This is a genomic window from Natrialba swarupiae (assembly GCF_008245225.1).
Taxonomy (GTDB): domain Archaea; phylum Halobacteriota; class Halobacteria; order Halobacteriales; family Natrialbaceae; genus Natrarchaeobius; species Natrarchaeobius swarupiae.
Map to the genome: position 1 here is coordinate 34,468 of NZ_VTAW01000005.1, position 24,511 is coordinate 58,978.

The 24,511-nt window shown below is 61.1% G+C and carries 15 protein-coding genes; 4 read left to right on the top strand and 11 right to left on the bottom strand.

Going from position 1 to position 24,511, the window contains the following annotated elements; genetic code table 11:
* Positions 1-10: 10 nt before the first annotated feature.
* Positions 11-298 (bottom strand): DUF357 domain-containing protein, encoded by a 288-nt coding sequence (locus FYC77_RS05835; RefSeq protein ID WP_149080566.1) that lies wholly within the window; start codon positions 296-298, stop codon positions 11-13.
* Positions 299-679: 381 nt separating this feature from the next.
* Between FYC77_RS05835 and grxC the strand changes: the two genes are divergently transcribed.
* The gene (gene grxC, locus FYC77_RS05840; RefSeq protein WP_149080567.1) at positions 680-1,999 is read left to right on the top strand and encodes a glutaredoxin 3; all 1,320 of its coding nucleotides are present in this window, start codon (positions 680-682) and stop codon (positions 1,997-1,999) included.
* 246 nt (positions 2,000-2,245) lie between these two features.
* Here grxC and FYC77_RS05845 read toward each other — a convergent pair whose 3' ends face one another.
* The 5 genes from FYC77_RS05845 to FYC77_RS05865 all read right to left on the bottom strand — a co-directional run bounded on the left by FYC77_RS05845 (position 2,246) and on the right by FYC77_RS05865 (position 13,217).
* Positions 2,246-2,464 (bottom strand): hypothetical protein, encoded by a 219-nt coding sequence (locus FYC77_RS05845; RefSeq protein ID WP_162354478.1) that lies wholly within the window; start codon positions 2,462-2,464, stop codon positions 2,246-2,248.
* Between the two features lie 1,278 nt (positions 2,465-3,742).
* Positions 3,743-6,625: a BGTF surface domain-containing protein gene (locus tag FYC77_RS05850; protein ID WP_149080569.1), complete on the bottom strand. Its 2,883-nt coding sequence runs from the start codon at positions 6,623-6,625 to the stop codon at positions 3,743-3,745.
* A gap of 366 nt (positions 6,626-6,991) precedes the next feature.
* Positions 6,992-9,076 carry a S8 family serine peptidase gene (locus FYC77_RS05855; RefSeq protein WP_149080570.1) on the bottom strand — a complete coding sequence of 695 codons (2,085 nt, stop codon included), beginning with the start codon at positions 9,074-9,076 and terminating at the stop codon, positions 6,992-6,994.
* Positions 9,073-9,714 (bottom strand): hypothetical protein, encoded by a 642-nt coding sequence (locus FYC77_RS05860; protein ID WP_149080571.1) that lies wholly within the window; start codon positions 9,712-9,714, stop codon positions 9,073-9,075. Before FYC77_RS05860 ends, FYC77_RS05855 begins: the two co-directional genes overlap by 4 nt.
* A 209-nt stretch (positions 9,715-9,923) precedes the next feature.
* The gene (locus FYC77_RS05865; protein ID WP_149080572.1) at positions 9,924-13,217 is read right to left on the bottom strand and encodes a surface glycoprotein; all 3,294 of its coding nucleotides are present in this window, start codon (positions 13,215-13,217) and stop codon (positions 9,924-9,926) included.
* A gap of 934 nt (positions 13,218-14,151) precedes the next feature.
* On the opposite strand from FYC77_RS05865, the gene FYC77_RS05870 reads away from it, so the two are divergent.
* Both FYC77_RS05870 and FYC77_RS21005 read left to right on the top strand, forming a co-directional pair.
* On the top strand, positions 14,152-15,246 hold the full coding sequence (locus tag FYC77_RS05870; protein WP_202911777.1) for a hypothetical protein: 1,095 nt from the start codon (positions 14,152-14,154) through the stop codon (positions 15,244-15,246).
* A 530-nt stretch (positions 15,247-15,776) separates the two neighbouring features.
* Complete coding sequence (locus FYC77_RS21005) at positions 15,777-17,228, top strand: outer membrane protein assembly factor BamB family protein (RefSeq protein ID WP_238386802.1); 1,452 nt, start codon at positions 15,777-15,779, stop codon at positions 17,226-17,228.
* A 231-nt stretch (positions 17,229-17,459) separates the two neighbouring features.
* On the opposite strand, the gene FYC77_RS05880 is transcribed toward FYC77_RS21005, so the two are convergent.
* From FYC77_RS05880 to FYC77_RS05900, 5 genes are all read right to left on the bottom strand, one after another.
* Positions 17,460-17,633: a PGF-CTERM sorting domain-containing protein gene (locus tag FYC77_RS05880; RefSeq protein ID WP_149080574.1), complete on the bottom strand. Its 174-nt coding sequence runs from the start codon at positions 17,631-17,633 to the stop codon at positions 17,460-17,462.
* 185 nt (positions 17,634-17,818) lie between these two features.
* Complete coding sequence (locus tag FYC77_RS20360) at positions 17,819-18,328, bottom strand: hypothetical protein (RefSeq protein WP_202911780.1); 510 nt, start codon at positions 18,326-18,328, stop codon at positions 17,819-17,821.
* An 11-nt stretch (positions 18,329-18,339) separates the two neighbouring features.
* On the bottom strand, positions 18,340-18,636 hold the full coding sequence (locus FYC77_RS05890) for a UPF0175 family protein (RefSeq protein WP_149080575.1): 297 nt from the start codon (positions 18,634-18,636) through the stop codon (positions 18,340-18,342).
* Between the two features lie 261 nt (positions 18,637-18,897).
* Entirely contained in the window at positions 18,898-21,351 is a 2,454-nt protein-coding gene (locus FYC77_RS20855) for a DUF7827 domain-containing protein (protein ID WP_202911781.1), read from the bottom strand.
* A 582-nt stretch (positions 21,352-21,933) separates the two neighbouring features.
* Complete coding sequence (locus FYC77_RS05900; protein WP_149080576.1) at positions 21,934-22,572, bottom strand: TetR/AcrR family transcriptional regulator; 639 nt, start codon at positions 22,570-22,572, stop codon at positions 21,934-21,936.
* Positions 22,573-22,930: 358 nt separating this feature from the next.
* Here FYC77_RS05900 and FYC77_RS05905 point away from each other — a divergent pair, with 358 nt between their 5' ends.
* Positions 22,931-24,502, top strand: a complete 1,572-nt coding sequence (locus FYC77_RS05905) for a COG1361 S-layer family protein (protein WP_202911784.1) — start codon at positions 22,931-22,933, stop codon at positions 24,500-24,502.
* Positions 24,503-24,511: the final 9 nt, after the last annotated feature.

The following is a 24,511-nucleotide window of genomic DNA, read 5'->3' on the forward strand; positions in this document are numbered from 1 at the left end:
GACGGCCCGTCTACGCCACCGTGAACAGGTGCCCCTCCGTGGGCACGTCGAACAGACCGACACGAGCGCCCGCATCGAGCCACGCGTGACCGTAGGAAAACGACGCGAGTGCGTTGACGAGGTCGTCGTTCTCCCGGAAGTGTTCGCCGTCGCTCAGGTAGGAGTCGGCCATCTCGTAACACTCCGCGGCAGCCTCGGCCATCGGCGTTCCCTCGGGCGGGGCGATCGTCGCCTCCGCGAGCGCCTCCGCGAGTAGTTCGCCGTAGCGGTCCGTCTTCTCCTCGAGATCGGCGGTCATATCGGACCATCGACGCTCGAGTGCGTAAAACCGTCGTCACGGCCCCACGAGTACACGCGAACACAGCTCTGAAGAAAGTACCGCGACCGAGGTCAGCCTCTCGGACGTGCAGTGAGACGGGTTGTGAGGACTGATTGCCGGGCGATCGCCGACGGTTCAACGATCGACCGGGCGGGACCCATCGCAGTTCGTACGAGGCCACCGTATCGACCACGATACCGCCCAGACAGGAGTCACTGGGAACATTAACGACCTTGTACTCGAGCGAGATCAGCGGACGACAGGGCGGGCGAACTGGCCTCCTGTCCACCGGGAATTACACCCTCATCTGCAGGGAACGCAACTCGTATACGCTCCGTATCCCTACACGAATTCAGACAGATGAGCGACCAGCCTCGCGTCGAGATCTATACGAAAGAGAACTGTCCGTACTGCGACAAGGCCAAGGACCTCTTCGACAGCAAGGGAATCGAGTACGAGGAGTACAACGTTACCGGTGACGAGCAGCTGTTCTCCGAGATGGTCGACCGCGCCGAAGGCCGCAAGACCGCCCCCGAAGTGTTCGTCGACGACGAGCTGATCGGCGGCTGGGACGACACCAGCGCGCTCGAGGAGACCGGCGAACTCGACGAGAAACTCGGGATCGCCGACGACGAGACGGACGACGCCGTCGAACACCGAAAACTCATCATCGCTGGAACCGGCATCGCCGGCCTCACCGCGGCGATCTACGCCGGCCGCGGCGACAACGAGCCGCTCGTGATCGAGGGCGACGAACCCGGCGGCCAGCTCACCCTCACCACGGACGTCGCGAACTATCCCGGCTTCCCCGACGGGATCAGCGGCCCCGAGCTCGTCAACAACATGAAAGAACAGGCCCGTCAGTTCGGTGCCGAGTTGAAAAACGGCATCGTCGACTCCGTTGACGACTCGAGTCGCCCGTTCCGCGTCGAACTCACGAACGGCGACGTCTACACGGCCGACGCGATCATCGCCGCCTCCGGCGCGAGCGCCCGAACGCTCGGGATTCCCGGCGAGGACGAACTCATGGGCTACGGCCTCTCGACGTGTGCGACCTGTGACGGCGCGTTTTTCCGCGACGAGGACATGCTCGTCGTCGGCGGCGGCGACGCCGCGATGGAGGAGGCAACCTTCCTCACCAAGTTCGCCGACACGGTCTACATCGCCCACCGCCGCGAGGAGTTCCGCGCCGAACAGTACTGGGTCGACCGCGTCCACGAAAAGGTCGCCGAGGGCGAGATCGAGATCATGAAAAACACCGAACTGATCGAGATCCACGGCTCCCAGGCCGAGGGCGTCGATTACGTCACCCTCGTCGAAAACGAGAAGGGCCACCCCACAGACCGCCTCGAGGACCCCGAAACCGAGGAGTTCGAGTTCGACGTCGGCGCAGTCTTCTTTGCGATCGGTCACACGCCGAACACCAGCTACCTCGAGGACACCGGCGTCGAGATGGACGACGAGGGCTATCTGCGCACCCAGGGCGGCGACGGCGGCGGCCAGACCGAAACCGACGTCCCCGGCATCTTCGGCGCCGGCGACGTCGTCGACTACCACTACCAGCAGGCGGTCACCGCGGCCGGCATGGGCTCGAAAGCCGCCCTCGACGTCGACGAGTATCTGGAAGACGTCGAGCGCGCCGACGCCGCCGGTATGGAAGCCGCCGCGGCCGACGACTAAGAGCGGTTAGGGCACCGACGTCCGGCAGTTCCCAGCCGGTCTGTTCTCGGATAACACCACCACGACCGCAGACGGGTCGCGGATCTGCCAGTATCCTGGGTCGGACGACTCTCTCGAGGCAATCTGACTTTTCGTTTCGTTCCTGCTCGAGGGAGTACTGACCGATGAAACATTCAGTGACCACTGAATGTCGATTCTCCCGACTCAGCTTCCGCCGATAGCGTGTCGCCTCGAGACGGGCCGCACTTAGCGTGGCCCGTCCCGGCGACGACCGCCGAGTCTCGTTTCGAACGCGACGGGACGGCCGAGGACCGCCGGCGAGACGCGACAGCCACACGGGATCGCCACCCCCTCGAGCGGGTCGCGCACGGAGACGACCGAGACGCCCGCCCCACAGACCGGACACGACGGCAGGCGGGCCTCACGTCTCGCGTCGCTCTCGAGTGTGAATCCCCCGTCGCTCATCGCCATCCCCCGCAGGCGCAAGCGACTCCAATCGCGGACTCGAGTGTGCGTCGCTCGAGGGCGAGATCGCGTTGCTCGAAGTCGCGTGGCTCGTCGATGTCCCGTCGCATTAGGAGTTGCCACGATTGCAGAGCTATCGCGGTCGCTGTCGGTCGAACGCGGGTCCTCGGCCGTGCGGGACGTTTATGTCCCGATGGAATGTACGCAATCATGGCAACCAAGCCGCTGGTTTGGAAGCCACGTCTCGGGTGCTCCACCACCCGGGGCATTTGTGCGTAGCCCCTGACGACGCGTAGAGCGTGGCTTCCGGTCGAAATTACCGCGTAGAGCGGCTTATATCTACTGGTGATTGTTCGAAGTAAACACTCCTTCGTGCGTTCGTCCAGTGACGACATCCACGATCGGGTCGTTCTCTCATCAAACCATAGGGAGTGACACTCTCACGAGCGACGCCAGGGAGCGATGGTGTCCCAGCCGACCCGACCGCCCGAGTGTCTCACCAGCGCACCACTCGGCCGGGGAAACGTCTGCCCGGTTGAATGTCTGGCCGGGGAACGTTTGGCCGGGAACGCGACTCGAGTATCTCGAGAGCCGCGTGACTCGGCGAAAGAGCAAGCTCTTTCGAGCATCGCGGAAGCAAGCTTCCGCTCAACGGGGGAGGGCAGGCTGCTGTGCGGTGCCTGGTGGACTAAAAGGGCGAGTCGGGGTCGCGATCCCTGTGGCGGCCCTATCCGACCGTAGGGAGGATATCCGTCACAGCGGACGCGAGCGCGGCGAGGGCTTTCGTGGTGAGACCGGGAGCTGAGACGACAACGATGGGGTTGGCCGTACGACAACCCCTGATTCACCCAACTAGCAGGCCCACTGCCCGCGCTATTCACCGGCGAGGAATCGAACGCAATTTCATGTGAACACCCTGTGCCAGTTCTATGCGTCCGAACGAGATCGATCGCAGTCGGGTAGTCGGATCCCGAGCTCCGGGACGTCGTCGACCGAATCGGCTTCGACCGTGATATCCCCGCTCACCTCGAGCGACGAATTACCGTATACCGGGTTCACTGTACGCAGACGATCACGCGACTCGAGTCCGTGAGAGTTCCGAACTGACTCGTCCGTGAGCGCTCCACGTCGAGTCGAGAACAGCGTCAGTAACGATTCACTCGTCGACTCGAGCGGGTCGGGCAACTGTACGAAATCGACGCTGTCGCTACCTGCGTAGCGTCGCGAAAAATAAACTGCAAACGAACGGCCGGACGAAGTCCGGTGGTTAGCTACCGATTAGTTCTGACGGCGGAGTGCCAGCATCGCGGCTGCGAGCAGCGCGACGAGGGCGACAGCAACGCCGAATCCGGGGATGTCGTCATCCTCGGCAGGCGGCTCGTCGTCGGTGTCGTCAGTTTCTGGCGGCTCCTCGTCAGTGTCGTCGGTTTCTGGCGGCTCCTCGTCAGTGTCGTCGGTTTCTGGCGGCTCCTCGTCAGCGTCGTCGTCAGCTTCGTCAGCGTCGTCGTCAGTCACGACTTCGTCGACGAAGATACCGTCGGTGGAGTCAACCGTGCTACCGCCGACGCGGTAGTTGACGATCGTCTCGGTGTCGGTCGAGCGCTCGCTGAAGTCGGTCGACTCGGCGGTGAAGCTACCGTCGCTGTCGATTTCGACGTCAGGGTCGTAGACGAAGCTCGACTCGCCTGGCTGGTTCGAGATTCGGAGGTGACCGTCGGTGCCGGGTGCAACGTTGGTCGTACCGGTGATCTCGAAGTCGTCGCTGGCTTCGATCTGGACGAGTTCGTCCTCATCGAGGTGGTCGAAGACAGCCTCCGCGTCCTCGAGAGTGAACGTCGTCGAGACCGACTGCGTGGAGTCAGCCTGGTAGTACGGGAACGCTGCGGCGTCCGTGTCACCGCCAGCGCCACCCTGCCAGCTACGTTCGTTCGTGTCTTCATCGAAGCGGAAGCGGTCGTCACCGTCGGTCTCGTACTCGAGCTCGACGTTGAACTCGTCACCGTTTTCGATGGAGCGGTCGAACGGCTCGTCGCTCGTGTCGACGATGATGAAGAGTTCACCAGCGTCGTTGTCGACGAGCACGTAGACGTCGCTTTCGTCAGCGGTCAGGTCAATCTGGTTCGGGTCCTGGTTGCCGTGGGCAACCTGGTCCTCGATGACCATGTTCACACCCTCACCGTCGTCCTCGAGGAGCTCGTTGAGCACTGCGACTTCGTAGCCGTCCTCGAGTCCGTCGTTGAGGTCGTTGCTGTTCTCTGCGTAGTCGACTGCGGCGAGGTATCCGTAGATACCCTCGGCCTCAGCGTTGATGACGAGCTGGTCGTCGATCGCGACGTTCTCGCGCTCGGTCAGCTTGTCCTGCAGGTCTTCAACGTTGGTCTCCTCGTCAGCCGAGTCGCTCGGTCCGACCCACGTCGAGACGGAGTTGAGCTGCGGTTCGACGAGGTCGAGGATGGCGTGACCGATCTCGTTGTTGACATCGGATTCGCCGTCCTCGACGATGAAGTGACCGTCGCTGTCGACAGTCATGTCGTAGTCAGTTCCCCACTGGAGCGGTCGTGGGAGCTGATCGAATCCGTCCTCACCGTCGCCTTCGTCGATCAGGTCGAGTTCGTCGAGGTACTCCTCGTACGTGAGGTACTCCTCGTCGACGTCATCTGCCCAGAAGTGTGGGCCGTCAGCGTCGTCGAAGCCACCACTGTGGAGGTAGCTCTCGACGATGTCGTCGTCGGAGTAGACGACCTGGTCGTGTTCGGCGTCTGCAGCGCCGATCGTTCGGGTGTTGACCGTGAACGTCACTTCGCCGTTGTCGCTGTCGTCTTCGATGTAGAAGACGTCGACGAAGCTGCTGTCCTCGTCACCGAACTGGATGTAGGCGTCGTCGGTGTCCTCGAGTTCGACGGTGAACTCGACGAGGTCACCGGACGACTGCGTGTAGACGCTGTCGTCGAAGTTCGCTTCAGCGTCGGACTCCGTGACGGTGATGTTCGCCGTCGCGGTTGCTTCCGTGTCCGTCTCTTCGAACTCGAACTCGTAGTCGTCCTCGCCGATGTCGGCGAAGTCGACGTCGTATTCGTCAGTGTCCGAGATGCCGGAGAACCGGATCATCTCGTCGTAGTCGTCCTCGTCTTCGTCGAGGAGCATGACGTTGAGCTCACCGTGCTCTTCGTCGAGGTCTCCATCGCTACGGAGGTAGTCGACGATGTCCTCGTAGGTAACGCCTTCGGTGTCGTCGATGTCGTCATCGTTGGCGACAACATCCTGAGCGAGGTCATTGGTGGCCTCGTCGCCGACAAAGATACCGAACAGTTCGTAGTCTTCGAGATCGCCGTCAGCGGTGACGTCGATGCTGTAGAAACCACGTTCGGTCTCGATCTCGAACTCGGTCACCGAGTTCGGACCGGCGTCGGTGACGGAGTCGTCGTCGAAGGCCGCGTCAACGTCGAGGACGTTGACGTAGAACGTGTTCTCCTCGGATTCGTCGACGCCGTCGATGTCGACGAAGTAGTAACCGGTGTCGAGGCTACCGGTGTCAACGACGATCTCGCCGTCGTTGTTGGAGGTAACCTGACGGACGCGCTCGGTGCCGTCGAAGTCGCCGTCGTCGAAGCCGTCGACAGCGATCAGGTTGTAGGCCTCGTTCGCGTCGATCGCGGTACCGGTGAGGGTTACTTCTTCACCCTGCCATGGGTCGTGGTTGCTGATCTCGAGTTCAGCAGGTGCGCCACCGTTGCCCGGTGCGGGGTCAGTGTCTGCGTCAACCGTTACGGTGAAGGTTTCCGAAGAAGCCTGATCGTTGACGACCGAGACGGTTTCAGAGTCACCATCTTCGGCACCATCAGCCGGGATGAGCGTGAACGAAACCGAGCGATCTGCTCGGTCGCTACCCCAGTCCCAGTTAACTTCGTTAGTGTTTTCGAAGTAATCTCCGCCGTCGGAGATGTCCTCTGCAGTCCAACCGTCAGGGAGGACTACGTTAATCGATGCTGTATCTGAAGAGCTCAGTTCCACCGTGGAACCGTCCTCGTGAACGTCTTGATCTTCAACGCTGATCTCCTGTGCTGCCGCGGGAGCGGCAAACGCTGCACTCACGGCAACAACCGAGAGTACCATGAGTACAGCCATGAAGACCGCGTTTACTTTCTTCTTTGTTTCTGTCATTATGTTTATTTTGGGATTACTGCGTCGTTTCTGTCTGTTGATTCCCAAGGCGGGACAGTCAAGGGTACAGACCAACACGGTAAATATTTTCTGTTACTGTTAGCCAGCCTTGACGACCTCACCTGGGTCCATTTGGTGCAAGGCCTACGGGTGGGTATATGTTTTCTGGTGTGGATCAATGGGTGATTGGGTTTCGGTAGCATCAGATTATCAGCTAACTTAGCAGCCTGAGTTTAGACTCGAGAGTTCGGATACGAACAACGAGCAAAGAACAGCATAGAGTGATCGTTATCCCTCTCGACCTATCCCGGCCGAGACAGCTATCGTGGGGTAATCAAACGATACAACCAGATTTGAGGGAACGAATCAGCCAAGCAAGTATCCACGCAGTCGCGTATAGTCGGCACCAGTTACGGTAACGCCATCGATCACGTTATTGCCATCGAGGAGTGCACCACGAAGCTGTGTCAGATCGGCACCGGTTACGCTGGTATCGTCAAACCCGCTAACGCCGGCAACAGCGTCGTACACGGGTTTGTCAACTGGATATTCGCTCCCGACGGTCAGCTCGATCGTCGTCGAGTCGTCATCGGTTTCGACGACGAGATCGTGTTCACCAGATTCGAGACCGTCTGCGAACGTAAACGTCACCTGGTCGGTCTCACCCGGTTCGAGAGTGATGTACGTACTGTCGGTAGCATGATCGACAGAAGCGACGATCTCCTGTGTATCGGATTTAGCGCCAGTGTTTGTAACAGCCACCTGGACGGTAAACGAGTCACCCTCGAAAATCGAGCCCACAGAGATGACGTCCGTAATTTCAAAGGCGGCTCCCTGTGATTCCACTGTGCTACTAGCGTCGATCATTCCCTCTCCCACGTCGTGTCGTGGGTCGGTCGCTGGTTCGTCGACCCGGCTGAAGTCGACCGAGTTCGGGTTCGAGCCGTCACGGATCCGGTCAGCAGTTTCGTCCGCATCGAGCGACGGGTCGGCTCCTCGAACGAGGGCTGCGAGGCCCCCGACGTGCGGTGCAGCTGCGGACGTTCCCGCATACCCCCTTGAGCCGTACGCCGTGGTCGATACACTGGTCGGTGCGGCAACATCGATACCGTCGCGCCCATCGAGTGTTGGGCCGCGGGAGCTATACGACGCGAGCGAACTATCGTAGTAGTTCACCGCTGCGACGGACATCGTGCTGTGTCCGACCGCGGGAGAGGTAACGCTCGAGGCAGGTGTCGTGTACACCGGTCGGCCGCCGCTCGCGAACAACTGTATTTCGTGGTCACCACCAGCGCCGACGTCGGCGACGGCGACGGCATACGTTCCGGTTACGGGAGCCGGGAGCGAGATTTGTTCAGTCGGTGTTCCGGAGAGGTGGCTCGTCGACGATTCTTCGACGACGGCCCAGTTGCTTCCATCGTACACCAGCAACAGGAGGTTGTAGTGGTCGTTCGTGTACTCCCAGTCGTCCCACGTAAGCGTCGCCTGGATCCGTTGCCCAGCAGACACCGAGAACCCGTTATTCAGGGGGTTGACGTTGCTTTCCCCGTCAAAATAGTGCAGTTTCGTTCCCCGATCATCGAACGATCCGAGATAATGTTCATCTCGGCTGTTTCCAGCGGCGTTGACCCAGACGACGTCGTCGTCTTCGACCGCTTCGTCCGCGACGCTCGCGATAAATCCACTTCCGTCGTTTGGTTGGGCGTAGAACCCAGCCGACATCACGATGACGTCGACGTCCGATTCGACGAGCCACTCAACTGCGTTCGCGTACCCGACCTCGGTTTCCATCCGGGCGAGATACAGATCCGCATCCGGTGCAACGTCGGTGACGATCTCCGCGGTTGCGGTCCCGTGGTCGTTGTCGCCGCCGTTGTGTACCGTTCCCTCCGTGAACGATCGTGCATCGACGACGTTGTCGGCGATTTCGTCGTTTTCGACGTCGAACCCGGTTGGATCGAGGACTCCGACCGTAACGCCATCACCAGTCACGCCGTCGGCGTGTACCTCGTCGGCCTTGATCGTCTCGACGCCTTCGCTCTCGGTTCCGGGAGTCGCAATCGACGTCGGACGAACGCCGACCACCCACTCGATCGCTGCGATCGGCTCGGCAACGTCGTCGTCGACCTCGAGTTCTACGCGATCACCGTGCGTGTCACGAACGTCGCCGTACTCCTCGAGGCGCGTCGTTCGTTCGTCGGTCACCGCCGTCAGTTCGACGACCAGTTGTTCCGACTCGTCGTTGGAGTCGGCGTCGAAGGTGTCGGCCTCGACAGTGGCCGTCGACGGCTCTGCGTCGGGCAGTTCGTGGTCGACTTCGATCGTCTCGACGAGTTCCGACTCGTTGATCGACGGGCCGTCGTCGGCTGCAGCGGGCGATACGCCGACGGCGACCAGCCCGATGCAGGCGATCGCAATCAGGAGGATGGCAACCGAGAAGCGACGGTTCATCGAACCGCAACACCCCTACGACCGGCTCGCTGGATCGAATACGCCAGCACCAGAGCGATCGTCGCGATCGCCGGCGTCCAGCTGCCGAGCGCATCGTCGTTCGAGTCGGTGTCCGCTTCGTCACGAGCCGGGTCGGATTCGGCGTCAGGGTCCACCTCGATCGACTCCGTCTCGAGGTCGTTGGACGTATCGGTGCCGTCGGATTCGGTCGACGGGTCGTCGTCGGCCATCGGGACGGCTTCCTGGGGTGGGCGGACGTACTCGACGTCGTCGGCCGCCGCGAGGTCGCGGAGTTGATCGACGGGGACCGACGCTTCGATCAGGGTCTTGCCGCCTCCGCTGTACGATCGTTCGACCGTCGCGTCGTATCCCGAGGGAAGCTCTCGGTCGCCCTCGAGTTCGACGACGACGAGGACGCTACCGTTCTTGTATGTAATGTCATTCGCGTGCGCGTATACCTCGGGATCGGACGCGTCAGTCAGATCGTGCAACACTGGTGCGAGTGATTTCGTCTCATTCATGGGCGAGGAATCGTGGGTAGACTCGTCGGCCACCGCGACGGGCGTCATGGCGACTGTCGTCACGGTCGCGGTCATCACGGAGAAGATGAGGATCTTCCAGACGAGACTATCTGCCATACCGACCAGTAGCGATGTCGAGGATAAATACGTACTGACCGAGCGATCGCTCGAGGTTCGATGCTCGAGACGGCTCGAGAGGGTGTGGACAGACGACTCTGCCGGTATACGGTGGGCTCGAACCAAGTGCGAGAGCTATCGCTGGCCGGTGAAAAATAAAGAAAGTGGAAACACGACGCCGACGGTCGGAGTCGTGTGGTTAGCGTGCGTTAGTTCGCCAGTTCGCCACGCAGGAGCGTGAAGTCGTTACCAGTAACGGTAACACCGTCTTCAAGCTCGTTGTCACCGTCGATGAGGTGACCACGGAGCACAGTCAGGTCGTTACCAGTGACGCCGTCGTCGGCGTCGCCGGTGAGACTAGCAACTGCGTTGTAGACGTCTTCGTCAACGACGGGGTCGTCGTTGCCGTCGTCCTCGGAGACGGTCAGCGTACCGGTTGCGGAATCGTCGTCGGAGTGGACGCTGAATTCGTGTTCACCCTCTTCGTCGGGTGCTTCCATGGTGAATTCAACAACTTCGTATTCTCCATCGACGAGTTCGACTGGCTGCTCCGTCTGTGCGACGGTCACACCATCAACGCGGAGGTCAATGGTCTGAGAGTCGAGTTCGACACCAGTGTTCGTGACGTTTGCAGAGACAGTCACGTCTTCACCGGGTGCGGCCGTAGCGGTTTCGGGTTCGAGGTCTTCAACTGCGAAGAAGGCCTCCTCAATCACAACTTCGGTGAGCACCACGTCAGCGTTGGTGGTACCTGGCGTAAGTTCGTTAGTGGTTGCGAACCCGTCTTCGCCATCGAACTCAGCCGTCACTCGGTACTCCTGTTCGGTTGGGAGGTCAACGTACGAGTACGATCCGTCGGGACCGGTGGTACGCGTGTCGTCGTAGTCATCGAACAGGTTGGATTCATCGAGGCTGAGCCACTCTTCGTTGTTAGCGTCCCAGACCTGAAGCGTGACGGTGGCACCGGGGATGTTGTTGTCCTCGGCGTCCACAACGTCACCAGTCAGCTGTGCCGTGGTGAAGACACCGACGTTAGCCTGGCTGGAGTGGTTGTTTAGGTCGTTTCGCTCGCCTTCGTCATCTGCAGTGACGTAGTCGTCGTGGTCGCTGTTCGTCGTCCAAGCCGTTACGTTGGTGTTGGACAGTCCAGCGCCAAGCGATTCAATTGTTTCAGTGTCGTTAGCGACGAAGGTGAACTCGACGATACCGTCATCGCCGGAGTTACCAGTCGCAACGCCGTCTTCATCAGCTTCGAGGATGTGACCTGGGTGGTGGTCGATCAGTTCAGCACTGACATCCTGGTTCTGTGCCGGGGTGAAGTCCTCGGCATCGGAGCCAACCGAAGCGGAGGTCACGTTGACCTCAATCGTTGCGGACTCACTTGCTTCGACGTTCGCGTATTTCTGCTCGTCAACGGTCACGTCGAGGTCGTAGTCCTGTGGTGGCTGGTCAAGGACGAACGAAACGTCACCGATACTCGTTCCTTGCGTGGAACGGTCGTTCGTCGTGAGGTCGAGTCGGTAGTCAGCGACCAACTCTTCGAGCGACGTGCTCGGGTTGTCGCTCAGGTCCTCAGTGTTGTATCCGTTAGCCTTGACGTAGACGTTGAAGTCCTGGTCGCCATCGTCACCGGCGAGTCCGGTGATGGTGAAGCGAGCGTCCTCATCGTTAGGGTTGTCGTGGAGGAACGCGTCGCCGTCGGCCTGGAACTGCTGTGCGGCGTCGAGGCTCTGGTCTGCGTCGTCGTAGGCAACCCAGACGTCGACGTCGTCACCGGAGAGTTCGTTGCCGTCCATGTCGACAATCTCGCCGGTGATCTTCTGGTCACCCTGCAGGAAGTAGGTGACGTTGTTGTAATCTCGGTCGTCGGTCGAGAGCGGATCACCGCTCTGGTTCGTCGCCGTTGCAGTGAACCGCTCGGTGACGATCGGTTCTTCGAGGGTCGTGTCGTTCGCGAACTCCGACGTCACGTCGAAGGTTGCGTAGCTGAGTGCGCCTTCGGGTGCGTCGCCGTCAGGGTTCTGGATGTGATCGGAACCTTCCAGATCCTCGACGTCGATCACGTCGTCGCCGTCGATCGTAACGGTAAGGGAGCGAACGGCTTCGTCATCGCCTTCTTCGTCTTCACCAGCGAAGGTACCAGGTGCTTCAGCTTCAGGTGGTTCACCGGCTGCTTCGTGGAAGTCCGAATTGATGTCGCCAGTCAGCGGGAATTCCTCACCGTCAAGGAACGTAAACTCGAGTTCGACCTCGAGGTCGCCATTAATGCCCGAGTCCTGCTGGTTCTGGGTTACGACAGCGAATTCGGCGTTGTTATCGAACTCGCCGTTCGCGAACAGCGTTGCGTCTTCGCCAACGACTTCGTAGTCGCCGTCATCTTCGTCGATTTGGACGACGTCAATGTACTGCGCATCAAGCGCAGAGTCGAGCGTCAAGGTCTCGGTGGGGCCCTCCTGGTTCGGCGTGTGGAGCGAGACCTGCGTCGTATCGGAGCTGAAGTCGCGCTCCTCATTCTCTGCTCGGAGGACGTAGTTGACGTAATTACTGGGGTCGTCAGAGGTACCTACAGCAAGGCCTTCAAAGGTATGGGTGTTACTTCCTTCGCCAGTAGTAGCGGTAGCAACTGGCTCCGCACCGGCACCATAGCCATCTGCAGTGTAGAGTTCAACTGACGAGTCTGGGATACCGTCACCTTCTCTGTCTTGGACCTGAACCGTGATCTGACCCTCAACGTCGAGACCAACCTCGAAGGTCACATCTCCTTCATTTGCACCATCAATGCCAGCTTCAGTCGCATCGGTAGTAATGGTGAGTTGGGCGGTGTTAACATTATCGTCATCCACAACACCATCAATTTGAGCGGTGTCGACATCTTCGAATGTGACCTCGCCATCGCCATCGGCAGTGGCAGTCACATCATAGTCGACGCCATCACTCAGAGTGATGGTCTCTTCATTGTCGTAAGGACCAAGGTTTTCGACAGTCGCCGTGATGTCAACCACCTGTCCATAGTAGGCAGGGGCTGGTTCTTCGACTTCAACAATGCTGTACGCGGTGTGGTAGACTTCCGCATTAGCATCGTCAATTACCTCGCCAGCGGTACCATCATAATTCTCGTCACCAACGCTGACAGTACCACTGTTACTATCTGCAAGGGTGTATGCGTTGTAAGTAACGGAAGACTCGTCCGTCTGAAGATCTCCCGTCAGTTCAATATCGGATTCCTGATCCTCAGGAACACCCTCTTCAACTGCAACAACAAGATCATCGTTGTCCGTTACGACAACCGTTGCAGAATCATCTGTCGTATCAGTACCGAGATCAACGACGATCTCGTCATCGCTTGACAACACTTGATCTTCTACAGTGATGTCAATATCTTCAGCATCTGCCACCGCCGAGCCCACGAATGCCGTGGACATGGCGATGACAGACAGTACCATAATCGCTGCGAGGAACGCTGCACGTCCCTTCTCGCGATAAGTTATGTCGTCTCTTGTCATGTGTTATTAATTATGTTCGTGTTCCTTTCGCCGGGGCGGCCACGCTCGAGTTCCGATCGGTAACGTAATGTTGAACGTCCGGATGGACGATCACCGATCGTACTTACTTGCCTGACCATGGGTAGGGGTACGGCACGTATGTTCAGAGTCGTGTCTTATATAGTTTGTTGTCTTTCTCTGCAAATCATATGATCGGTATCGAATACGTAATGAGGTGTTTCCACCCGTCGTCGAAATTCGTCTCCGGGATTTTCCGTGCCCTGGGTTACTCGAGGCCGATTCGAGTGGAGCCGCGAGATCGCTCGAGTTCGTATCACAGGTACGGTAATACTGGGCTTTTACGAACTGGTACGGCGGACATACACCAATTGTCTGACTTCTCGAACTCGATCGGCTTGAATTGGATCAACTCGAGGAACGTCGACCCTTCGTGGCCCGGCCGGGAAAACGGCGTTCCTACCGTGCGGTAGCGAGGGTAACAGTGTCCATACCACGGGCCAAGACAACAGTGACCTCACCATGGAACAATCAGTACAGCGACGTCGCCGATCCACACCACCCATCTTTCTCTGAAAACCGCAGGGAGTACCAGTTACGAGTTTGTGACAAGAGACGACTGGTACTGTCACCGAAAGGCGGATGGTTACCGGTAGCTCGCCCTGGTACCCCTACCCACTACGGCGGGGATCGGCGAAACGCGGGAGAGCAGGGCGGTACCCCATCCGTCCCCGCCACCGAAGCGTTAGTAACCACTGCTTATCAACTTGTTTAATTCCTGTAATGAAAGTCAGGATTTCCTAGGAGTCGTGGAGAAATCGGGACCTACTCGAGCGTTCGTCGAATAGCTGCCGCGAGAATAATTCAATCATGAACGAGTTTCACAGACTGATGACTGTCGGTAGCTCTTACACGTTCGTCGTGATCCGATGACAGTATGTCGTCGAAACGGGGGCACACAGAGCGAATCGGCCGGCGGACGTATCTGGCGGGACTCGGCGCGACCGTCCTCGGGGCGAGCGCGACCACCACCGCCGCGGCGTCGGCGTACGATACCGTCACCGTCGAGAAGGGAACCCGCCACGTCCACGAGATCGATGCGGGCGAAACCCTCGAGAACACGGTGTTCGACGTCACCGCACCCGGCGCGGGCGTGACGATCATCGCGAGAGAAACCGACTGGACGATCCGGAACGTCGCCGTCGAGGGGACAGTCGACATGGGCAACGCCACGATCCTCGGCGTCGCCGACACCGACGGCGGCACCTCACACATCGAGAACGTCTACCTCGGCGACGGCTCCGTCTACGAGGAGAAGGGCGCGACCGGCGTCTGGGTCGACCCCGACCACGACGGCCACCTCGAGATCGACCGGGTAAACGTCCAAGAGATGAGCGACAACGCCTTCTACTGTTCCGCGCCGGGCACCGACTGGGGACGCGGCGGGACGGTCGCCTTACGCGACTGTTACGCCGCGAACTCCTGGGTCTCTCAGTACCGGGTCGCCGAGGGGAGCCTCGAGAACTGCGTCGCTGCCGTCACCGACGACCGGGAGTACCGCCGCGGCCGAGGCCTCTGGGCGTGGTCACCCGGCCCCGTCGACGTCGACGGATGCCAGTTCGCGATGAACGGCCACCACTACTCGTTCGTCGCGGGTGCGAACGAGGAGGGAAGCCGGATCGACGTCCGCGACACCGAGTGGGACGACGAGTTCCACGGTGGGTGGAACACGTACGGCGACGGAACCGTGAACTTCAAGTCCGGCAACGGCAACGATCCACGAAACGTGGTTCCCAAAAAGTGTCCGAGTTCGGTCGAAGACGCCCTCGAGACGAGCGACGAGTCACCAGTCGACGACGACGTCTACGACGCGGTGGCCGGCCTCAGCGGTGGAGACGACGATCGGGTGACCGGCGCCGATCTGACGTTACTCCGTGGCAGGCTCATCGACGGCGACAACGAGATCGACGGCGTCACGGTGACCGGATCGGATCTCACGCTGTTGCGTGGCTATCTGCTCGATCGATCCTAGACTCGAGGGAGCGACGGATGGTCGGTCGCATCCGTCCGTCGAACAGTAACGTCACGTGACACTTGTTCGCTGAGCTAGCTGTTTCGTTCACCCACACATAGCTGGGGAGTAACGGAGATTGAGAGCAGGCAGATATGCTGACAGATACGGTTTACTGTCGATCAGTTCCGGTGAGACCGCGATCCGGGCGGCGGTCTCATCGGTGAAAAGCGACAGTAATCGTATGAGGAACTGGTTCGTCGCTAACCGACTTTCCTGAGTTGTAGCCGTTTTCCGGCGGTTTCTCGAGTCACCGGGGTATGCTAATGAGTCGAAAGTAACCTACACACTTACTTCACTCTTGCTGAAGAATTATAAGAGATCTCTGACAGATTTTGAGTATGGCTATTTCAAATAGTCGACGTGATGGGGCGGAAACAGAAACGTGCGGGGAGGACAACAATGGTACGGCGTCCGAGCGGAGTGGTGCGGCAACTGGAGACCGAGCGAAAGCGTCATCGATAGGCGACCTCAGGATGGACCGCCGAACGATGTTGCAGACGGCTGTCGCTGGACTCGTCGGCCTGGGGACGGTGTCGGGAACGGCGAGCGCGGGCAGAAATGTGACGACGACCGCGAGCAACGGACCGCTCGTGTACGTCGGAACCTCACTCAGCTACAACGCGTACGACGCGACGACAGGAGACCACGTGTGGACGTTTCCGACGGAAGGGAGTTCGTGGTCGTCACCGACCGTAGTCGATGGGATTCTCTACGCCGGTGACAACGGCGACGACGACGATGACGCGACGCTCTATGCGGTCGACGCGACCACCGGCGACGAAATCTGGTCCTTCACGGATCCCGGTGACTGGGTGTGGTCCTCTCCTACCGTGGTCGACGGAACAGTCTACGTGGGCGAGGGTGGCGGATCTGCGACCGATGGGTGGGATTACTCGGTGTTCGCAATCGATGCGGAAACCGGAGATCTGGTCTGGGAGTTCGACGAGGTCGAAGACCGCGTCCAATCCTCGCCTCACGTAGTCGACGGAACCGTTTACGTCGGCTCCCACGACAGTCACCTTTACGCGCTCGACGCCGAAACGGGTGACGAGGAGTGGTCCGTCCAGCCAGCGACGGGACGGATCAGCGCGTCGCCGACCGTGGTCGACGACACCGTCTACGTCGGCGTAGACCATTCGGGTCTGTACGCGTTCGACACCGACACGGGCGACGAACAGTGGTCGGTCACGGATAAAATCCAGGGAGTTCAGTCGTCGCCGACCGTGGTCGACGGAATCGTCTACTTCGGTGAGGGCAACACCTCGACTCACACCGGCGCCTTGCACGCCGCCGACGCGACAACGGGGGATCACGAGTGGACGTTTTCCGAACCAGATGCACCGGTCACGTCGTCACCGACCGTCTCCAATGGAACTGTCTTCGTCGGTGAGGGACACCACGAATACAAAGACATATCGAACGATGGTGACGTATACGCCGTCGACGCAGCGACGGGCGAGCACCAGTGGACCTTCACTAATCCTGCCGACAGTCCGGTCTGGTCTTCGCCCACTGTGTACGATGGGACGCTATACGTGGGTATCAGTCCCGGGGGATTGTTCGCGATTGACGCCGATACGGGCGATAAGTTGTGGTCTACGGACGATGGGGTAGGCCGCTCGTCACCAACCGTCGTAGCCGACCCCGAGAACGGCAACAGCGTGGACTCACGAATCCACCTGGGTACGCTTGGGCATCACCACGAGTGGATGGGTGTGATGCCCGACAGTGGTGGAGACGACGATAGGACTGATGATCCACCAGTCGATGACGACGTCTACGACGCAGTTGCGACTCTCAGCGCCGATGATAGTGATCAGGTGACAGGTGCGGATCTAACGATCCTCCGCGGGAGGCTCATCGACGGCGACAACGAGATCGACGGCGTTACCGTTACTGGTGGAGATTACACGTTATTGCGCGGACATCTCTTCAATTGACAGCTGGGCTCGAGCGAAACCGACGGACGAATATTCACTAACCCCGGTACGTCGAGTACTGCCGGGTTGCCCGAGTTGTGGTCCGCCAAGATAACGTTTCGGGCCTCGAGTTGTGAGAGTGCGATGCAAACCAGTCGTTGTCATCCCGATTCCAAAGCTGACCACAACTTGTCCGTCGATCGGCCCACGAATAATATGGTTCGAAAAGAGCCGAGAGGTCGGGTGTAGCCGTTAACTCTGCCGACGAAGCGCCACCATAACGGCCGCGAGTAGCCCAACGAGTGCGACCGTGACGTCGAATCCGGGAGCGCTGTCGTCGGTTTCAGTCGGGTCGTCGTCGGTCTCGACAGGTTCGCCGGTAGATCCTTCGAGAACGTCACAGTGACCAGCAAGAACGGTCACCATCGTGGTCGGTCGGCGACGCCGTGTCGATCAGTGTGATACCGAAGACTGCCCCACCGGCCATTCGTAGCACGGATCGACGGCCCAGTTGCCCGTTGCCATACCCCCACGGAGCACAATGAATCGATACACGTTCTACGACGGCCATCAACACGTGTAAATCAGTTTTACAGTGGTTGAGTTGAATCCTAGAACTCCGCAAAAAGAGCGGCCCGATCCGAAGCAGCGAATCGATAGTTATCGCGGTCGGCAAGTGCATCGAGGATTGTTCTGAGTTCGTTTTCACTTGTGATCGCGTCGACTCGAATCGCTGCCGTAAGAACGAGCGTGAGGTCCCAAATTGACACGTCACAGTGAGATCCAACCGTTCCGACGTGAGCATCGTCGGTTACAAGCCGACGATCGCGTTTGGCTGCTATCGCGAGACACTGCGCATCGGTTGTCGACAGTGCATGATCACGAATCTCGTTTGCCAACTCGAGTTCGGATGCTGTTGGAGAAAGGATGTTCAACCAGCCATCGTTGTAGGCTTTGATTGTATCGATTCGAGAGACGAAGCCGTAGCCTGCAGCGTCGGCACGATCGAGTTCGGTGACGACTGCTGTCGGTGTTCCAATTGTGTCGAGAACCGCCGGTAACAACGAGAGTCGCTCGATCTTCGCGAGTGCACTCAAAACATTGTTGTCGACGATCGTCATCGATGTGAAAGCTACCCACGAAACTCGTCCAACGCCGCCTCCCGATCGTCGTGCTCGAGGAACCCTGCGTCACGATGAATCCCACGGTCAGAGAGTTCACCCTTAAACTCCTCGGCTGACATCCCTGCCAGTTCGGCGGCTCGGTTCAAACTGACGTCTCCCCCACGGTACTTTTCTACTGCAAGGGAGATCCGAAGTTCCGGACGGCGACGTAACAGTTCGCGAACGGCATCCTCGAGGACGTCCTCCGCGTCGTCGTATCCGCCAACAGCTGCGATCGTATCGACATCGTCAGCCAGGCCGGTCATTAGTCCCTAGTTCGGCCGAACCACAGATAAACACTGGGTCGGGTGGTGTCGAAATCCTCTCCGATCGCCTTGTCTCGCCACGAAGATAGTCGTCGACGAGTGTCTTTACGGTAGACGCTCTCCCCTGACGAGCAGCATCGAGAGACGTTATTCCTCTCGAGCGCGCAGAGGTGTGGATACAGCGTTCCCAGAAATCGAAGTTGTGGTGTGCGAACGGGACGCGAGGCGTCTCGTCAACCCTGCTGAGTTTCTTGGACTGTTCTACTGTCGTCGCAACACCAACATCGCGGCCGCGAGCAACGCAACGAGCGCAACCGCAACGCCGAATCCGGGGATGCCGTCGTCGGTCTCGGTCGGTTCGTCGTCGCCTTCAGCCGGTTCGTCGTCCGTCTCAGCGGGTTCGTCATCGCCCTCCGCTGGTTCGTCGTCACTCTCGACCGGTTCGTCGTCGCCTTCAGCCGGCTCGTCGTCCGACCCCTCGAGTACGTCGACGAAGATGCCGTCCGCGACGGTGATCGGCTCGGTGCCGACGCGGAGCTGGATCGACGTCTCGTCGTCGGCGGTCCGTTCGCTGACGTCGACGGGGTCCGTCTCGAGGTGGCCGTCGGCCTCGATCTCGGCGTCGGTGTTGATGAGGAACGACGCCGTCTTGCCCGCATCGGAGAGTCGAACCATCGCGTCCGAGCCGGGTGCGACGTTCGTCTCGCCGGTGAGGACGACCTCGTCGCCGATCTCGATCTGGACGCGATCGGTCTCGTCGACGTTGTGGAACGTCGCCGCGGGTTCGACGACGGCGACCGTCGTGCTCACCGCCTGGTCGGCGTCGGTGGGCAGGGTCGGGAAGGCGGGGGCGTCCCCGCCGCCCGCGCCGCCGTCGAAGGCGTCGGAGCCGAACTCGTAGCGGTCGTCGGCGTCGGTCTCGTAGGCGACGTCGACGGCGAACTCGTCACCGACGTCGACCGAGCGGTCGAACGCCGAACTCGAGTCGGTGTCGACGACGACGAACAACTCGCCGGCCTCGGGATCGACGAAAACGAAGACGTCCTCGTCGCCGGCCGTGAGATCGAGGGTGGCCGGGTTCTCGTTGCCCGTCGCGCCGAGAGCCTCGACGTCGAAGGCGACGCCCTCGCCCTCGAGTTCGGTAACTTCGTGGAGGGTGGTCGCCGAGAAGCCGTCCTCGAGTGCGTCCCAGTCGCCCTCGTGGGCGACCATGGCGCCGGAGAGGCCGGTGGCCTCGACTTCGATCACCAGTCGGTCGCCCTCGGCGACGTCCGCGCGCTCGGTGAGGCTGTCCCGAAGCTCGTCGAGGTCGTCCTCGTCGGCGGCGTCGCCGGGTGCGACGTGCGTACTGACGCTCTCGAGTTGTGGCTGGACCAACTCGAGGGTCGCGTAGCCGATCTCGTCGTCGACGCTCGACTCGCCGTCCTCGACGACGAACGCGCCGGAGCCACTGGCCGTGAGGCTGTACTCCGTGGGCTGGAGCGGCCGGGTCAGCTGTTCGTCGGGGTCGTCACCGCTCTCGAGGAGATCGAGTTCCTCGAGGTACGCGGCGAACTCGCCCTCGAGTTCGTTCGCGGGATCGACCTCGTCCTCGTAGAACGCGGCGGACTCGACCTCGTCGCCGCCGCCGTGGACGAGGCTCTGGACGACGTCGTCCTCGGAGTGGACGACCTCGTCGACGGACGCCCCTGGAGCGCCGGCGGTGCGGGTGTTGAGCGCGAACGTGACGTCGCCGCTGTCGTCGTCGTCCTCGAGGTAGAGCACGTCGGCGTAACCCGCGTCTTCGTCGCCGAGCTGGAGGTACGTGCTGTCGGCGTCCTCGAGGTCGACGGTGAACTCGACGATATCGCCGGCGGCCTGCGTGTAGACGCTCTGGTCGAAAGCGGCACCGACGTCGTCGTCGGCGACCGTGATCGACGCGCCGGTCGCGGCCGCGCTGTCGACGGATTCGAACGCGAACTCGTATTCGCCGCCGTCGACGTCCGCGAAGGAGACCGCCTCCTCCGTATCCTGGACGTCGACGAGGACGATCGTCTCCTCGGCGTCGTCCTCGTCTGTGGCGTACAGCGACGCGCCGAACGGACCGAACTGGTTCTCGCCGGGGACGAGGTCGTCGCCCTCGACGGAGGTTCGGTTTTCGCTCTCCGTGGCCGCCTCGAGGTCGTCCTCGTCGGCGACGATCGCGAACAGTTCCTCGGCGTCGAGGTCGCCGTCGGCGCTGACGTTGACGGAGTAGAAGCCGCGGTTCGACTCGATCTCGAGGTCGGTCGTCGACTCGTCGCCGGCGTTCGTGACCTCGTCGGCGTCGAAGGATGCGCCGAGAACCTGGACGTCGAGGTGGAACGTGTGCTCTCGAACCGGCTCGACGCCGTCGACGCGGAGGGTGTAGTCGCCACCCTCGAGGTCGTCGGTGTCGATCGTGACGACGCCGTCGTCGTCGGCGACGACCTCCCTGACGAACGTCGTACTGGAGACATCGTCGCCGTCGAACTCGTCGACTCGCTCGAGGCTGTACGCGGTGTTCGATTCGATGGCTGTACCCTGTACCGTGACGTCCTGGCCCTGCCAGGTGTCGTCGTGACTGTACTCGACGCCGTCCGACGCCACGGCAGCGCCGGCGAACGCGGAGGACATTGCAACGACCGAGAGGACCACGATCGCAGCGAGGAACGTCGCCCGTCCCGTCGTGCGATCCGAACGTGAGTGTCGTGTCATACTGAGTCTATCTGGATGGTAGTTCGCGTGCTGTCGGCGCCCGATCGAGAGACCACCGGCTCTGTGGCCGATTCTCGATGCAGGGCACCTGGTAGGGGTACTCCGGGTTTTCGATCACCCCGGCATAAGTTTTCATTTCCGGACAGTCCCGTTTCGGATAGTAGTTGCGATCGACGAACGACTCGGGCTCGAGGCGGAATCGATCGGGCCAGTTCTGTCCCGGCGTTGTGACGAGGGGGCGGCTGAACGAACGACAGCCGTGGACCACGAATCCGCGACTCGTCGCCCCAGCCTACTCCGTTCGCTCGTCTCGCTCGAGTAGTTCCCACGGCAGAGTCGCCCCGGAGAGTCGGTACTGACCGGTGGCGGTGTAACCGCTGTGCGGATCTGGCCTGGACGGAACCGAGAACACGCCAGACCCTACACCGGCGTGGTCAGACCGCTGTCCCGACGCGATGACAGAACGGATCGGGATCACACCGGGGACGACGGACAGCGGTCCGTATCGTACGGTCCGTGTAGTACCGCCGCACCCGGAGCCCGTTCTCCAGGTGTGCCAGTACACAGGGACAGCAATCCGTCTCAGTCGTCGTCGAAGAGCCGAACAGCCACGCCGTCGGCGTATACCTGCGTCTCGAGAAACGTCGCCAGTTCGGCGCGGACGTGTTCGATCCACGGCTGGTCCGTATCCTGTTGGGTCGCCCGACGCACCAGCGACCCGAACATCAACGTGTTGAGGATGACGGCGACGCGGTCGGGGTCGCGGTCCTGAAAGACTCCTTGGTCGATCCCCGCCCGGAGGATCGTCGCGAGGTGGCGTTCGAACACCCGATCGCTGCGGCTGAAGTGACGGCCGTAGTCGTCGTCGTGGACGGCCAGAGAGCGCAGTTCGACGAGCGACGCGATGAACTCGTCCTCCTCGTCCGAGAGGTCCTCGACGAGCCCCCATCCGAGAAACGACTCGAGACGGCACCGGGGGTCGGTGATCTCCTCGTCGGTGAACCGCGTCTCGAACTGATCGAGCATGTAGGAGAGACAGGCGAGGACGAGGTCGTCCTTGCTGTCGTAGTGGCGATAGACGAGCGACGGGCTCTTCTCGAACTCCTCGCCGATCGCGCTGATCGTGAGGTCGGCGTACCCGTGTCTCGAGAGTGCCCGGTAGGTCGCGGCGAGGATCTGTTCGCGGGTTCCCTCCGGATCCGAGAAGAACGGCTCCGACACGGTTATCCCGGGTTTGTGGGCCGAACGGGAGTGGGCGGGGGCGAGGCGATTACCGAGGACGAACCGTCCCGGCGGAACGGCAGCGAGTAGCCTGACATACGTCTCTACGTCTGGTCTCGAGGGACATCCGGATAAACGATGTGATTGAACGTTCAATCACAAAAGCTATAGGCCGACCGAAAGGATACACGATAATGAGCTACGTCGTCCCTGATACGTTCCGGCGGTCCGACCGCGCCCGTCCGGACGTGCTCTCCGTCGACTCGTCCAGCGATTCCCGTACAGTGAGGTGTCGGCGGTGATCCCGGATCGACGGGCCGTCGGCGTGACCGCGGTGCTCGTCGTGGCCGTCTTCGGGATGACCGTCGGTGTGACTGGCGTCGGTGCCCAGGAACTCCCGAGTTCCGGTGGAAGCGGCGGCGAACTGACACGCGGTGAGCCCGATATCGACGTCTTCCTTCCCGAACCAGAGCTCGCCGCCGGGACCGAAGAGGCCCTCGAGGTTCAGGTCCAGAACAAGGGGAAACTCCGCCTCGGGACGAACCGCGATCGAGTGACGATCGCCCGCGGCGTCACCGTCGACGTCGTCGACGACGGCCCCTTCAACGTGAAATCCGATACGTCCGGTCTGGGGTCGGTACAGGAAGGACAGGTCGGAACGACGACCAAGCGAGTCGAAGCGCCGGCCGACCTAGAGCCCGGATCGTACGACATCACGGTCGAGGTCGACTACTCCTACACGCGACAGGTCTCCGACGGCGGAAACGCCGCCCAGGAGCGGACCGGCAGCGAACGCGTCGACCTCACGATCGACGTCTCCGAGGAAGCCCGCTTCGAGATCACCGACGTCGAAACCGACGTCGAACCGGGCGGTGACGGGCCGGCGACCCTCGAGATCGAGAACGTCGGCTCCGAGACCGCCACTCAGGCCCGCGCGACGATCACCGGCGGCGGCGGGGTCGTCGTCGACGGCGAGGCGGCCGAGGAGGTCCTCGGCGACCTCGAGTCCGGCGACAGCACGACGGTAACGGTCGACGTCGACATCGCGGAGACGACCAGCGAGGGCCACAAACCACTCGAGGTCGCGGTCAGCTACCGCGACGAGTCGGGGATCGAACGCGAGGCACGCCCGGAGACGGCGAGTCTCGCACCCGCAGCCGAACAGCGGTTCTCGATCGCGAACCTCGAGGACACGCTCTCGGTCGGCTACGACGGCGTCGTCACCGGCGAGATCACCAACGACGGGCCGCGGACGGTCGACGACGCCGTGTTGATCGTCGAGCCGATGAGCGACTCGCTGCACGTCGAGGACACCCGCTACGCCCTCCCCACGTTCGAGCCCGGCGAGACCGTCGACTTTAGCTACCCGACGGACGTCAGCGGACAGGCCGACGCGGGTCCGCGCCAGCTTCGGTTCACCGTCGAGTACACGGGCGGCGACCGCTCGATGCTTACTGACGGACCGATCTCCGAACGCGTCGTCGTCGACGACCGACAGGACGAGTTCTCGGTCGAGACCGTCTCGGCGACAGTCAGCCAGGGAGAGACGGCCGATTTCGTCCTCGAGATCACGAACGAACGCCCGGAGACGCTCTCGAACATCGACGCGAAACTGTACGCCGACAGTCCGCTCGATACGAGCAACGACGAGGCGTTCGTCCCGGAACTCGAGCCCGGCGAGTCCGCCACGATCACCTTCGACGTCTCCGCGGCCGACGACGCGCCGGCGGAAACCCACCCGGTCGAGCTCGACTTCCAGTACGACACCGAACGCGGGGACACCGAGGTATCGGACACCTACACACAGCCCGTCGAGGTCGAATCCGTCTCCGACGACGGTGGATCGAGCCTCGGAACGATCGTCGTCCGTGGCATGGCCGCTCTCACCGTCGCCGGACTCGGCATCGGCCTGTGGGTTCGGAGACGGTAACCCCGACCG

Coding starts and splice junctions, on each gene's coding strand:
- FYC77_RS05880 (WP_149080574.1), bottom strand. CDS start 17,633: ATGGTGACCGTTCTTGCTGGTCACTGTGACGTTCTCGAAGGATCTACC.
- FYC77_RS05835 (WP_149080566.1), bottom strand. CDS start 298: ATGACCGCCGATCTCGAGGAGAAGACGGACCGCTACGGCGAACTACTC.
- FYC77_RS05855 (WP_149080570.1), bottom strand. CDS start 9,076: ATGAACCGTCGCTTCTCGGTTGCCATCCTCCTGATTGCGATCGCCTGC.
- grxC (WP_149080567.1), top strand. CDS start 680: ATGAGCGACCAGCCTCGCGTCGAGATCTATACGAAAGAGAACTGTCCG.
- FYC77_RS05860 (WP_149080571.1), bottom strand. CDS start 9,714: ATGGCAGATAGTCTCGTCTGGAAGATCCTCATCTTCTCCGTGATGACC.
- FYC77_RS05890 (WP_149080575.1), bottom strand. CDS start 18,636: ATGACCGGCCTGGCTGACGATGTCGATACGATCGCAGCTGTTGGCGGA.
- FYC77_RS05870 (WP_202911777.1), top strand. CDS start 14,152: ATGTCGTCGAAACGGGGGCACACAGAGCGAATCGGCCGGCGGACGTAT.
- FYC77_RS20360 (WP_202911780.1), bottom strand. CDS start 18,328: ATGACGATCGTCGACAACAATGTTTTGAGTGCACTCGCGAAGATCGAG.
- FYC77_RS05865 (WP_149080572.1), bottom strand. CDS start 13,217: ATGACAAGAGACGACATAACTTATCGCGAGAAGGGACGTGCAGCGTTC.
- FYC77_RS05850 (WP_149080569.1), bottom strand. CDS start 6,625: ATGACAGAAACAAAGAAGAAAGTAAACGCGGTCTTCATGGCTGTACTC.
- FYC77_RS21005 (WP_238386802.1), top strand. CDS start 15,777: ATGTTGCAGACGGCTGTCGCTGGACTCGTCGGCCTGGGGACGGTGTCG.
- FYC77_RS05845 (WP_162354478.1), bottom strand. CDS start 2,464: ATGAGCGACGGGGGATTCACACTCGAGAGCGACGCGAGACGTGAGGCC.
- FYC77_RS20855 (WP_202911781.1), bottom strand. CDS start 21,351: ATGACACGACACTCACGTTCGGATCGCACGACGGGACGGGCGACGTTC.
- FYC77_RS05905 (WP_202911784.1), top strand. CDS start 22,931: ATGACCGTCGGTGTGACTGGCGTCGGTGCCCAGGAACTCCCGAGTTCC.